Origin of the sequence: Streptomyces sp. NPDC001822 (assembly GCF_042892135.1) — a bacterium.
In the GTDB taxonomy this organism is placed as follows: Bacteria; Actinomycetota; Actinomycetes; order Streptomycetales; family Streptomycetaceae; genus Streptomyces.
On the sequence record NZ_JBIATW010000003.1, the window covers coordinates 606,999 to 619,589 of the forward strand.

General features: G+C 70.2%; 10 protein-coding genes. 2 read left to right on the forward strand and 8 right to left on the reverse strand.

Annotated elements, in window-relative coordinates; genetic code table 11:
• Window positions 1-148: 148 nt before the first annotated feature.
• The 3 genes from ACFYY2_RS10520 to ACFYY2_RS10530 all read right to left on the reverse strand — a co-directional run bounded on the left by ACFYY2_RS10520 (window position 149) and on the right by ACFYY2_RS10530 (window position 7,388).
• Complete coding sequence (locus ACFYY2_RS10520; RefSeq protein ID WP_388739884.1) at window positions 149-4,981, reverse strand: amino acid adenylation domain-containing protein; 4,833 nt, start codon at window positions 4,979-4,981, stop codon at window positions 149-151.
• Between the two features lie 155 nt (window positions 4,982-5,136).
• On the reverse strand, window positions 5,137-5,532 hold the full coding sequence (locus ACFYY2_RS10525; RefSeq protein WP_388739887.1) for an SAV_915 family protein: 396 nt from the start codon (window positions 5,530-5,532) through the stop codon (window positions 5,137-5,139).
• A gap of 872 nt (window positions 5,533-6,404) precedes the next feature.
• Window positions 6,405-7,388, reverse strand: a complete 984-nt coding sequence (locus ACFYY2_RS10530) for an amidohydrolase family protein (protein WP_388739891.1) — start codon at window positions 7,386-7,388, stop codon at window positions 6,405-6,407.
• A gap of 295 nt (window positions 7,389-7,683) precedes the next feature.
• Here ACFYY2_RS10530 and ACFYY2_RS10535 point away from each other — a divergent pair, with 295 nt between their 5' ends.
• Window positions 7,684-8,136, forward strand: coding sequence for a MarR family winged helix-turn-helix transcriptional regulator (locus ACFYY2_RS10535; protein WP_388739894.1), 453 nt, complete (start codon window positions 7,684-7,686; stop codon window positions 8,134-8,136).
• A 246-nt stretch (window positions 8,137-8,382) separates the two neighbouring features.
• Here the strand turns inward: ACFYY2_RS10535 and ACFYY2_RS10540 are convergent, their stop codons facing one another.
• The 5 genes from ACFYY2_RS10540 to ACFYY2_RS10560 all read right to left on the reverse strand — a co-directional run bounded on the left by ACFYY2_RS10540 (window position 8,383) and on the right by ACFYY2_RS10560 (window position 11,687).
• Entirely contained in the window at window positions 8,383-8,676 is a 294-nt protein-coding gene (locus ACFYY2_RS10540) for a hypothetical protein (protein ID WP_388739896.1), read from the reverse strand.
• 317 nt (window positions 8,677-8,993) lie between these two features.
• A complete protein-coding gene (locus ACFYY2_RS10545) occupies window positions 8,994-9,428 on the reverse strand; it encodes a hypothetical protein (RefSeq protein WP_388739898.1) in 435 nt (144 codons plus the stop codon).
• Window positions 9,429-9,435: 7 nt separating this feature from the next.
• Window positions 9,436-9,780 (reverse strand): hypothetical protein, encoded by a 345-nt coding sequence (locus tag ACFYY2_RS10550; protein WP_388739901.1) that lies wholly within the window; start codon window positions 9,778-9,780, stop codon window positions 9,436-9,438.
• A 438-nt stretch (window positions 9,781-10,218) separates the two neighbouring features.
• Entirely contained in the window at window positions 10,219-10,650 is a 432-nt protein-coding gene (locus tag ACFYY2_RS10555) for an NUDIX domain-containing protein (protein WP_388739904.1), read from the reverse strand.
• On the reverse strand, window positions 10,644-11,687 hold the full coding sequence (locus ACFYY2_RS10560; protein ID WP_388739907.1) for an NUDIX domain-containing protein: 1,044 nt from the start codon (window positions 11,685-11,687) through the stop codon (window positions 10,644-10,646). The genes ACFYY2_RS10555 and ACFYY2_RS10560 overlap by 7 nt, the downstream gene beginning before the upstream one ends.
• Before the next feature lie 581 nt (window positions 11,688-12,268).
• Here ACFYY2_RS10560 and ACFYY2_RS10565 point away from each other — a divergent pair.
• Window positions 12,269-12,586 carry a DUF2610 domain-containing protein gene (locus tag ACFYY2_RS10565; protein ID WP_388739909.1) on the forward strand — a complete coding sequence of 106 codons (318 nt, stop codon included), beginning with the start codon at window positions 12,269-12,271 and terminating at the stop codon, window positions 12,584-12,586.
• Window positions 12,587-12,591 lie beyond the last annotated feature (5 nt).

The window sequence follows — 12,591 nt, forward strand, 5'->3', positions numbered from 1 at the left end:
GCGGGCCGTCTTCCTGCCGCGTACCCCGGAGCCCGGGAAAACCGGCCCCCGGCACGGAGCGGACGGCGTCGCCGCCGGACACACGGAAAGGCACCCGGTCGAGCACGGCCGACCGGGTGCCTCTCCGTACGTCGCGTCGGCCGGTGGTTCAGACACCGGCCTCGTCAGCCCGGCCGCTCACGTCGTCGAGGAGCAGTGCCTCGACGGCAGCCGCGAAGTCGGCCAGGAAGGGGCGGTCGAACAGCAGCTGCACCCTGACCGGGACACGCAGGGCGTCCCGCAGCCGGCCGACGACCCGGGTGGCGGCGAGCGAGTGACCGCCCAGGGCGAAGAAGTGGTCGTCCGACCAGATCCCGGAGACGCCGAGCACGTTCGACCACACCTCGGCGACGAACTCCTCGGCATCCCCCCGGGGCGGCACGCGGGAGCGGCCGGTGTCGTCGTCCGACGGCTCCGGGAGCGCCCTGCGGTCCACCTTGCCACTGGCCAGGGTCGGAAGCGCCGTCATCCTCACCCAGCGATGAGGGACCATGTGCTCCGGAAGCAGCGTGCGAAGCCGGTCCCGGACCGCCGTCGTGTCCGCACCGTCGGACACGAGGTACCCGACCAGGTGAGCGTCGCCACCCGTTCCGGACACCGTCACCGCGGCGTCGTCCACCAGCGGGTCGGCGCGCAACGCGGCCTCGACCTCGCCCGGCTCGACACGGTAGCCGCGCACCTTGACCTGGTCGTCACACCGGCCGAGGTATTCGAGCCTGCCGTCGCCGTTCCAGCGGGCCTTGTCCCCCGTCCGGTAACACCGTCCGCCGGGCGTGAACGGATCGTCCACGAACGCCGTCGACTCGATGTGCCGGTACCCCCGCGCCACCCCGGCGCCGGCCACCCACAACTCGCCGGCCACCCCGGGCGGAACGAGCCGGCCCAGTGGATCCATCACGTAGCAGCGCGCACCGGCCACGGGGCGGCCGATCGGAACCGGGGCGTCGTCAGCGGTCACACGGTGCATGGCGGCGGTGACGGTCGTCTCGGTGGGCCCGTAGGAGTTCCAGACCTGACCGACCCGGTCCAGCAGATCTCCCGCGAGCCCCGCGTCCAGCGTCTCCCCGCCGGTGACGGCCAGCAGGTCCGGGTGGCCGGGCCAGTCCGCCGCGAGGAGCATGCGCATCGACGTAGGAGTCAGGTGCAGCACGGTCACACCGCTGGAGGTGATCCGTTCGGCCAGGGCGTGACCGTCCGTCGCGCAGGCCCGTTCGACGACGACGCAGCGGCCTCCGGCCGTGAGCGGCGCCCACATCTCTTCGACGGACACGTCGAAGGACAGCGGGGCCACCGCTGCCATCGAGTCGTCGCAGCCGATCCCGGGCTCGGCACGGAATCCCTCGACGAACGCGATGACATTGGCGTGAGTGACCTCGACGCCCTTCGGCGTGCCGCTCGATCCCGAGGTGTACATGACGTAGGCAAGGCCTTCGGGGCGGGCTCCGGGCAGCGGAGAGCTGCGCGGATCCCGGTCCGCGTCGTGGGCGAGCAACTCGTCGATGTCCAGGGAATCGGGGCCTCCGGAGGCGGGATCCCCGGGCGCGCCCGGGCCCCGCACCAGCACCGTCCCGGCGCCGCCGTCGGCGGCGAGCCGCGCCGACCGCGCCGGTGGGTCGCCGGGGTCCAGGGGCAGATAGGCGGCCCCCGCCCGCCAGACCGCGAGCAGGGCCACCGGCAGCAGGTGATCACGGGGCACGCTGACCCCGACGACGTCGCCCGGTCGTATTCCGGCATCGAGGAGGCCCGAGGCCGCCCGGCCGGACAGATCCACCAGTTCGGCGTAGGTGAGGGATTTCTCCGGGCCCGTCACCGCGACGGCCTCCGGACGGTCGGCGGCCGCGGCGAGGACGGCGTCCAGGACGGTCGCCGACGCGGTGTCCGGCAGCGCGGGCCCTTCACCGAGTGCCAGCACCGACTCGATCTCCCGCCGGCTCAACAGCGCACAGGCCCGCAGGGGGAGACCGGGGTCGAGCAGCCCGCGACGCAGGGTGCTCAGCAGACGCTCGGCGAAGGCCGCCGCGTCCTGCCGCGCGAATCGGCCGGTGGCGTACTCGACCTGGAGCTCGGATCCGTCGGCCGTGCGGGCGATGAAGACCGAGAACTCGTTGGCCGAAGCACCGCTGCCCCGGTCCGACCGGAGGTCGAGTCGGAAGGATCCGCCGGACAGCGTGGCGGGTTCGTCCTGAGGCAGCATGGTGATGACGACCGGAGTGCGCGACGCGCCGGCCGACCGGTGAGCGGGCAGGCGATCCATCAGATCGCGAGCGGGGAGTTCCTGGTGCGCGAGCGCTGCGACGGTCGTCATGGCGCACTGCCGGACCAGCTCACCGAAGGTCAGGTCGCGCGTCATGCGCAGCCGCAGGGGCAGCGTGTCCACCAGCGGTCCCAGCAGGCGCTCCGTCCCGGCCCGGTGGCGACGGGCGGCGGCGGCTCCGATCACGACGTCCTCGTGCCCGCTGAGACCACCGGTCACGAGACCCAGGGCGGCCAGCCAGCCTGCGAACGGAGTCGTGCCCGTCTCGGCGGCGAAGGCCCCCAGCCGGGTCACCAGGGACTGCTCCAGCGGGACGGTCACCCGCGCCGTTTCCCAGCCCGGTGCCACGTGTCTCCCGGGAAGGTCGTCGGGGATGACCGCGCCCTCCAACGCCGTACTCCAGTAGGTCTCCAGACGCTTGCTGCGGGTGGCGTCCCCGTCCAGATCGCGCTCGTGCAGCGCGATGTCACCCACGTGTACGGGGGGATCGTCCACCGGATCACCCGCGAGCTCCGCCACGAGTTCGCGCAGGAACACGGCGACGGACGCGCCGTCGAAGGCCATGTGGTCCACGGACACGAACAGCTCACCCGCGTCGTCAGCGGTGCGGGCGAACGCCGCGCGCAGCAGGGGGCTTTCGGAGCCGAGGTCGAATATGTGCCGCGCCGCGTCCCGGTGCAGCACATCGAGCCGTCGCCGCCGTCCCTCGGCCGGCAGGGCTCGCAGGTCAGTCTCGTCGTACGGGGCAGCCACCGGAGGCCCGACCACCATGTACGGCTCGGTGCCGGGCCGCACGGTGCCGCGCAGCACCTCGTGGCGCCGCACGACGGCGTCCAGCGCCTCGCGCAGCGCCGGGCCGCCCACGGGGCCGGTCACACCGATGCGCATGGTCAGGGTCGTGACGGGCACGTCCGGGGCGAGCTGGCGCAGCAGCCAGAACTCCCGCTGCATGGAGGTGAGCGGGTAGCGGGCCAGGCCCGGTGTGCGGCGCAGCGGTGGTTCGTACGCGAGGGTGTCCAGCGCCCGCGTGAGCGATGCGGCGGTGGGATGGTCCAGGAACGTCGCGAGCGGCACCGGTGTCCCGCGCCTTCGTCCGAGCTCGCTCACGACCCGGGCCGCGGCCAGAGAGTGTCCGCCCAGGTCGGCGAAGCGGTCCTCGGCCCCGACCCGGGCGAGTCCCAGGACCTCGGCGATGACGTCGGCGACGAGCTGCTCGGTGTCGCCCCTCGGCGCCGTGTACGGGGTGTCGGGCCTGTGTCCCGCGGTGATCGCGGGCAGCGCCCCGCGGTCGACCTTCCCGGTGGGGTGGACGGGGATGCGGGAGAGTACGGCGACCCGCCAGGGCACCGCGTGTCGCGGGAGCCGTGCGGTGAGCCAGGCGCGCAGCTCCGTCTCGGTGGCCGAGTCCGACTCGGCGTATCCGACGAGGCGGTCCCCGGCGCTCAGGACGACGGCGTGCCGGACCGCGGGGTGAGCGGCGAGCGTGGCCTCGACCTCTCCCGGCTCGAGTCGGACACCGGCGACCTTCACCTGTTCGTCGGCGCGTCCGACGAAGTGATAGGTGTCTCCGAGGCGCCGCACCAGGTCGCCCGTCCGGTAACCCAGGGGACCGAACCGCTCGGCGGTCAGTTCCGGGCGGTTCAGGTAGCCCCGGGACACCCCCGGACCGGCGACCCACAGTTCGCCGGTCTCCCCGTCGGGGGCGACCGCGCCTTCGGGGGTCCTCACGGACAGCTCCGCTCCGGCGATCGGCCGTCCGATCGGGGGGTTTCCGGTCCCCTCCCGGTCGACCTCGGCCATGGTGCAGCAGACCGTGCATTCGGTGGGGCCGTAGAAGTTGAGCACACGCCGTACCTGGGGGTGGGCGTACACCCGGTCGCACAGGGCACGGGTGACCAGTTCCCCGCCGGTGATGACGGTGCGCACGCCCGGTGGCAGTCCCTCACGCATCAGGGCCGAGAGGGCGGAGGCCGCGGCGACGAGCACCGTCGCCTCGGAGCGGGCCGGAAGCGTCGGCACGGCGAAGACGTTCTCCGCCAGGATCACGGTCCCCCCGGCGACCAGGGGAGCGCATATCTCGACGGTGGAGGGATCGAAGCACACCGAAGACGTCGCGAGCATGCCGCTCAGCTCGTCGGCGGAGAGGTGGTCGGCGAACCAGCGGACCAGGTTGTCGAGGCTGCGGTGCTCGACCACCACTCCCTTGGGGGTGCCGGTGGAGCCCGAGGTGTAGATGACGTACGCCGGAGTGGTCGGATCGGCCCTGAGACCGAGGCTGTCGGCCGGTGGTGTGTTCTCGACCGGAACGGACAGGGCGGCAGGTGGCACCACGTGTTCCGTGCCGGGCGAGGTGAGGACCGCGGAGAGTGAGGCGTCCTCGGCGATGAACCTGATGCGCTCGTCGGGGTAGGCCGGATCCAGGGGCACGTATGTGGCACCTGCCTTCATCACGCCCAGGAGGGCGGGAACCAGCCACTCGTCCCGCTGGACACACAGACCGACGCGGTCACCGGCCCGCACTCCGTTGTCGTGCAGCCGCCGGGCGACGCCGTTCGCCAGCCGGTCGACCTCCGCGTACCCGAACCTGGTCTCACCGACCACCACCGCGGTGCGGTCCGGGCTTCTCCGCGCCTGCTCTTCGAAGGCCTCATGGACACATGACGCGTTCGGACGAAAATCAGTTCTCATGGGTTCTTTCTGCACATGGGAGTGCGCCGAAGCGCGGCATCGCCCCGGTTCGGTGGCCGCCTTCCGGCCGGAACGGGCTGATCGAGGGGCCCTGCCCGGGCGAGGGCGAGTGCGAGAGACGCCGTCGCGGGGGAGGCTGCGGCGTCAGGGTCTCGTCAAGAGGGTGCGGCAGCGGACAACGGCTGCCTGGCGCTCGCACGGATCGGCCCGACGGCACGGTCGGACGCCACTTGCCGGAACGGCCCGACAGCGAGCGCGGCGTCGGACTTGGGGGCGGCGAAGAGGGGATCGACGACGAGGTCGACCACGCCCAGAGGCGCCACAAGGGCACGTATCGCCGGTTCGGAGAGCCGGACCCAGGCCTGCCCGCCGCCGAGGGTATGGGCCAGCCGCCGCTCGTCGGTGAAGGCGACCGCGGTGCGGACACCGACGGGGGTGCGGAAGAGGCGGACGAGATAACCCGTGGGGCCCGGCCGGGCCGGCACGAACAGGGCCGCGGTCCGGTTCGGTTGAAGCGGGTCGGAGTCCTCAGCATGCCGGTCGTCGTTCATGGCACTCCTCAGGGAGACGAGTCTGACTCCGGACCACTGACGGACCGGGGCGTACGGACCACGCTAGGCCTGCTCCACCGGGGGAGAGGCGCCATTAGCGAAACCTTGATCGTGCGTGCCCGCCCCTTTACGCGTGATTGACGTGTCGAGCGCGCCGCAGTAGGGCACGGTTCGAGTTCGAGGTGCCGCGGCCGATTCCGAGGGACGGACTCCCGAGAAGTCGACTCTCTGCACCAGTACGCCTACGCGGCCGGCGCCCGGGGCGACGTGTCACTTCAGCGTCATTACCTGCATCAAGCGGCCCAGTTGGAGGCGTTGCCCAAGCCGTGGGAAGGCGGGGTCCCTCTCACCGAGGAGGAGTACAGCGCCGCAGTGCGTGTGCGGGGATGGGTGCTGCACGAGCAGCGCATCGCCGACGATCGGCGAGCGGCGACGATGCGAAGGATGAGCGAGGCGGACTGGGCGCGGCGGGAAGCCGAGCTCCGTGCCGAATGGCGCTACCACCGCACGCCGGACGGGCAGGTGCTGTGTGCCGCGCTGCGTGGCGACGGCAGAATCGCCGTCAACGGCGAGATTCTGGATCCTGAGGTGGCCGACCGGCTCCGGCGAAGGTTCCCGCCGCTGGCGCACCTGATCACCCTCTACCTCGACAACCAGGAAGCGGGTCGCGGGTTGCAAGGCGCACCCGTCGACCGAACCCCGCTGCCGGGCCCCGCGAGCCCGCCTCTCGGTCAGCCCGTGCCGGGCGATGGAACGACAGACCAAGCCGGTGTGCGTGCCGGCCCGCCTCGCCGCGCGGCGCCCCTGCCAAGGGTCGGCCATGGTGGCGGAGACGCTGCCCTTGAGGAGGACTGTCCGCCTTTCGCTGCCGGTCAGGGTGCGGAGTGGCCGATCCCGAAGAGGGCGGAGGCGTTCCCCGAGCGGACTTTGTGCCGGTCCGCGTCGGTGGCGAGGTGACCGAAGAACGCGTCGATCTCCGCTCGGGTGGGCTGCTGGAAGGGGTAGTCGGTGGAGAAGATCAATCGGTCGATGGTCGTCACCGTCAGGGCATGGTGCAGCAAGGCGGGGTTGAGCATTCCCGAAGTCGTGATGAAGACGTTGCTGCGGATGTAGTCCGAGACCGGGCGCTGGAGGCCGGCAAGGCGGGCGAGGCTGTCGGCCCGGTCGAGCCAGAACAGCAGCAGTTCACCCCAGTGACCCAGCACGATCTGCAGGTTCGTGTGGCGGTCGAAGGTGCCACGCAGAATGAGCCGCAGGGCCGCGGTGGCCGCTTCCAGGTGCCAGCCCCATCCGAAGGTGGCCAGCCCGAGGTCGGTCATGGGGTCGAATCCCCGGTAGCCGGCGTCGCGCAGCGCGTCGGAGGGGATCTGCGGGTGGATGAAGACCGGTTGGCTTAGCTCGGCTGCGGCGGCGAAGAAGTCGTCGTAGGCGGGGTCGTCGAGGAACCGGTTGCCGGACCTGCCGTAGACCATGGTGCCCACATGGCCCTGGCCTGCGGCTCGTTCGAGTTCGGCAGCGACGTCCCGCGGAGAGGACATCGGCAGGGTCGACAGGGACCGGAACCGTGTCGGGTGGGCACGGACCGCTTCGGTGGCGGTGTCGTTCGCGAGGCGGCTGAGCGCCACTGCTTCCCCGGGGGGAAGCGGCTGGGTTCCTGGCGGGGTGAGGGCGAGGACGGCCAGGTCTATGCCCTGGGCGTCCATGGCGGCGATCCGGCCGGCGCCGAGGTCTTCGAGTCGCCGGCCGGCGTCACCCCTCTCGTTGAAGGCGAGGCTCTCGTCCGGACTGGGTGCGGCTCTGAGGGCGGACGTCAGCTCCGGCAGCATCCAGTGTTCCTCGATACCGATGAGAGGCATGATCTGCGTCCTTCCATATCGCGAATACGCGCACCGTGGCGCTGATCGAAGGGAAGCGGTGGGAGCGTGCCGTCGCGTCCAGCAGTGGAGGCCTTCTCCGGAGCGCGCGCTCCTGGGGGAGGGGAAGTGCGTACGAGGTAGAGGGAGGGGTGACGGCGAGTGCGCCGCTCGCAGTCGCTCAGGGCCGCCGCCCGGGCTCCCGTCGAACGGTTCCGCCACGGCTTCCCACGCTAGGTGAGACCAGGTTACCTGTCAAAAGATAGCTATCAACAGGTAAGTAAAATACACTGGGGGCGTGGACGAGGAACACAAGGCCAGATTGTTCGAGCTCGCTGACCTGATCCTGGCGATCAGCCGGCATGTTCACTCCGCCAAGGTGGACACGGCGGAGCCGTGGACGCCACTCGAAGCCGCCGTCATGCGCTTCATCGATCATCAGCCGGGCGCCACGGCGACCCAGGCGGCCGAGGCGACCCGACTGATCTCCAGCAACTTCAGCCGGGCGCTGCGCAAGCTGGAGCAAAAGGGCCTGGTGCACCGTCAACCAGACCCCGACGACGCCCGGCGGGTGCGCCTGTATCCAACGCAGAAGGCGGCTGAGAACCTGACGCATCTCCAGGACGCCTGGAGCCGTCTCCTGGTCGGGGCCGTTCCCGATGTGGCCGAGGTGGATGCGGTGATCACCACGCTCCGACGCATCGAGTCGCAGCTCCTCGACCGGGCACGCGGCGGTTCTGGCCGCGGGTGAACATGCCACAGGGGTCCGAGAGCACTGGCCGAGAGCTGTGGGGCACGGCTGCTCGCCGAGGCCAGGGTTTCCTCTTGATGAAAGAGGAGAACATCGGTGCCCGGCCGGCGTGGACCCGAGTGATCCGGGAGGGCACCGTGAGGCTGCGTACACGAGGGCCGATCCCGCCTCATGAAGCGGTTCGCCTCCTCTGAGGCAGCACCCTCCACGAATCGAAAGCCGTCGAACCATTCGCCGGAACCGATGTCAGCCTGTTGCGTCGTCCGTCCAAACCAAGATCTCTGCGGCGCCCCGACGCACAGCCTTCTCCTTGCTCAGCGCGAGCTGCGCACAGGATGCCGAGACGTCAGTCACTCCGCTCTGCGTCCAGAGCACATCCTGCACCCCGGTCTGCAGCCAATCGGCGTGACCGGCGTCGGCTTCGGCGAGTGCCAGGGCGATGAGTCGCACCGCAGCCACCGTCCCCACCCGGGCCAGGGCCTCTGCCGTCCGTCGGGTCACTGCCGTGTCCGCGACGTCCAGCAGGAGGACCAACAGCATTTCCGCAGCCTCGGGGACAGCGGCGAAGGGCGCAAGGTCGCAGCCTGCGCGAACACGCCGTAACGAACAAGGAGACACCGCTCCGTCCAAGGCCGGCTGCAGACCGATCATCGACTCCGACACCCCCAAACAGTCCCATGGCCCACTTACCGAAACCAGCCGAACCCACCCCAAGTCATCCGGTGCTTGACGAAGAACATAGAGGCACCTCCCGGGCGCAGACCGGGCCGTTGCCACGCGCTACGACAAGCGCGGCTACGTCTTCCTTGGTACCGCCACCGCGGCGTCCGTTGCGACCTGGCTCCGAACGTGAACTCCTACGCGACCCAGCAATAGATGTTTTGGCCCTGGCGTCGGGCGCTGCTGACGAGAGCGGTCAGATCGCTCAGGATCACTTCGGCGATCTCCGTGTCGATGACCTCGCCGTCCTCCGCCCGCTGCAAGGACCATGCGGCAGCGGCATCCTTCAACTCGGACCACTCGGCCTCGGCGATTGCGGCGGACAGGCGAGGCGACATCGCGAAGACGACGCCCCTGTTATCGTCCTGGCCGGCGACGAGACGAGGCTCGCCGGCTTCGACGAGTTCCTCGAAGCTGCCGCCGGAAAGCAGGCACTCCCACTCGACCACAGCTTCCTCGGGATCGAAGTTGCCGAAGGAGAGCGACTCGAATGCGCCTCGTGGCCCGGTCTGAAGGGCCAGAGCCGCTGACGTGTCATCCGGAGCCGCGAAGAACTCGACGATGATGCTCACCCCGGCATCATGCCGGACTGCCCACGACCGTGATCGTGCCGGACAGCTCCTGGTGCGGCGCTATGTGGCGGAACCTCCGCCACCTGTCGTTGACCAGGTTCACCATGATCCGCCGCTTGGTAGTGCCCGAGGGTGGCACGCCGGTACAGAGAGCGCCGTAGACGGCGGCCCCGGGCGCCGCGCGCCGACGCCGCGGCTCGGTTGAGTAGACGGCGTCACTGTACGGAAAGGCCAGGCTCCGCTGACCCGCCCTGTGCGCGGCCACCAGCTTCCTGGCGAGCCTGTCCGAGCAGTCCCGCTCTCCCTTTCGACCTGCCAGGGCTGCGCGTCGGACGTCGAATGTGTGCTTCATTGGATGGGCTGCCTGAACGAGTTACGCAAAAGCGTTAAGGCAGCTGACGGTTCGGCGCAGCCCACGTAACGTTGGCGAGACCGATGGCTGCACGACGGGCTCCGGCATGGTGCTCATGGACGATGGCCTGACTCTCATCCGCCCGCTGGGGAACAGCATTCTGCAACGCCCCAAGGGACGGTTCTTCCGTGGGTACTGGCCTTCGGGGGAGTCCGAATGCTGGTCGGGACCGCTGACACTCAGCGCCGCACACGAGGTTGAGCCCATCAAACAAGGCATGGTCCGGTACCTGGACCGGCACGACAGGCCGACCAGGTGAGCATCCCTGGAACGGGTCGTGAGACAGGCGGCGAACCGGAGGCACTGCCGGAGGTGGCGCGCGCATGCCACGATCCCGCAACTCCGCCTGGACGGCGGGCTGATGTGTGCGCGTGACGTTCACCAGCCCAATGGCGAGTATGTGCGACCTTCGCTGATGCGGGTGATGGCTGTCCGCGTGCAGGCGACGAGGGGGTCCGGAAGCTCGTGCTTCGGCCACCACCGCCAGGCCAGACACTTGTCGGGTTTCCGTACCTCGGGGGAGCCCTCCCAGCGGTGCGCCCGGAACACCGGTTGCATCAAGGGCTGTCCGCCAGGGGTGTCCACGACGTGCACGACGTGGGCCAGCCCCACGTCCGCGTGATCGATGTACAGACCCGCTTCCTCCCGGGACTCGCGGATCAGACAGGCGGCCGCGGACTCCTGCACGCACCGCCCGGCAAGGTAGTGCCATGTGTTGCCCGCGTACCGGGACTCGGGATGGCGCAGGCCCAGGGGTACCGGGGCATCGGCGTCCTCCAGGTGCAGGTGGACGCCCACCCCGTTCAACACGGTCCGGCCACCTCCGTCCCACTGGACAGGACTGAGGCCGGCTGGACGTCGGCTGCGCTCTCGGCCGCGTGCCGGTAGATGAGGTCCCGTGTCTCGGGGCTGATACGCAGACGGTCGAGCTCCTCCGGGGCAAACCAGCGCAGCAGCACCCCCTCGTGCAGCCTGAGCCGGTCGGGGTTGCCGCGCCAGCGGCCGGTGAAGACCTGGATCGGGACGCTGAACCCGTCGATGCTGGTGGCCCGCTCCACGGCATACGGTCCCAGCTCCTCCAGGCAAAGGTCGGGTACCTCCTCCGACAGCTCACGCAGCAAGGTGCCTTTGAGGTTCTGGTCCTCTCGGGTGCGGCCGCCGCCTAGAAGGTCGAATGCGCCGGATCCCCAGATGACACCTGGTTTGTGGTCGCGCAGATGGAGCAGGTAGCGGCCGGCCCCGTCGTGAACCAGCACGGACGCGTTCACCGGCTCCGGATGCCCGTCCAGTTGGGCCTTGAGGAGTTTCGCGCGCAGCGTCGGCGAGGTGACGTCCGCGAGGGCCAGCCACATGGCGCCGGACACCTCCTCGTACTGAAGTGTGATCGTCGGTGGCTCCTCGTCCACGAGGTAGAAGACGTAGCGGAAGTCGTAGTGCTGGTGGGCTGGTTCGCCCTTGGCCGGATTGGCGCCGATGTCGTGGACATTGATGTCGATCGGAGATCCGAGCATCTGCCGGGACAGGCACAGGGCGCCCGGTGGGATCCCGGCCTCCTCCGATACCTCGCGCAGCGCCGCGGCAAGCAGCGTGCGGTCCTCGGGCTCGATGTGGCCGCCAGGGGTAAGCATCAGACCGCCGGTGGCCCGGTGCCCGATATGCAGGACCTGGCCATGTCGGTCGATGACGACGGCGCTGCAGGTGACATGCCCGGGCAGTGTCGTACGGGCGGTCACGTCGACGGGCCGGTCCAAGCCGGCGAGCAGCCCGGCCAGGGCGTCACGCTCGCAGGGATGCCGGTCGAGGTAGGCCTCGACAGTCCTGCGGGTCGCGGAGGATTTGGGTGGCATGAGCGTTGTCTCGCCTTCGACGGAGTGCGGCATGGGGCCCGGGCAGTGGAACTCGCACTGAGAGGTCTCAGCTCGCCGTCCCGTGACCGGGAGGCGGCGAACCACGGGAGTCGGCAGCGGCCTTCGGCAGTACTTCCCTGCCGCGGCCGCCTTGTTCGACGGACGCCATGAGTTCCCCTCGTGATGATGGTGTCGTCGTGCTCAACGACGCCGCCCCGCTTTCGAACACCTGCGCTTTCGGCCTGGTTGCGCACCCCTGAACTGAGGGGATCTGCGAAGGTGCGCGGTGCACCGACCGTTGCGACACAAGAGCCCACGCCCGATGGCCGATTGGCCGAAACGCCGACGCTCATGCAACCGTGCGGGTCAGATGGGCGAGATGCGGGCCGGTGGGCCGGCCGTAGACGGACGGTGCGCCAGACGGATGACGCGGTACGCGGTGGACCGCCGGTTCGCCGGTCGCCGGTCCGTCGCCGGTCCGCCGCCGGTCCGTCGCCGACTGCGTCGGCTTGCGGAGAGAGGGGGCGGCCGATCCGTACGAGAGTGGTCCTGCGCGCCGCGCGGGCGGGTAGCTTCGGAGCATGAAGACCTTCAGCGTGCCGTGCTACTTCGGTCCGGACCGGCAGGTGCCCTACGACGTGCACGTGGGAGAGCCCGCGCCGGACGCGCACCCGCTGGAGCAGCAGCTCGCCTGGCTGTCGCGTGAGCGAGGGGGCTCGATGCCCCTGGACGCGGCGGACGCGTTCGCCAAGCTGCACGCCATCGCGCTGGAGCACGGCGTGAGTACTGAGGAGCTGTGCGAGTACGCCATGGCGGAGGCCGCCAAGGTGCCCGCGGACCAGACCTCGGCCGAGGACGCGGGGCAAGCCCCGGGCAGTGCCCCGGAAGGATCTGGCTGAGCCGA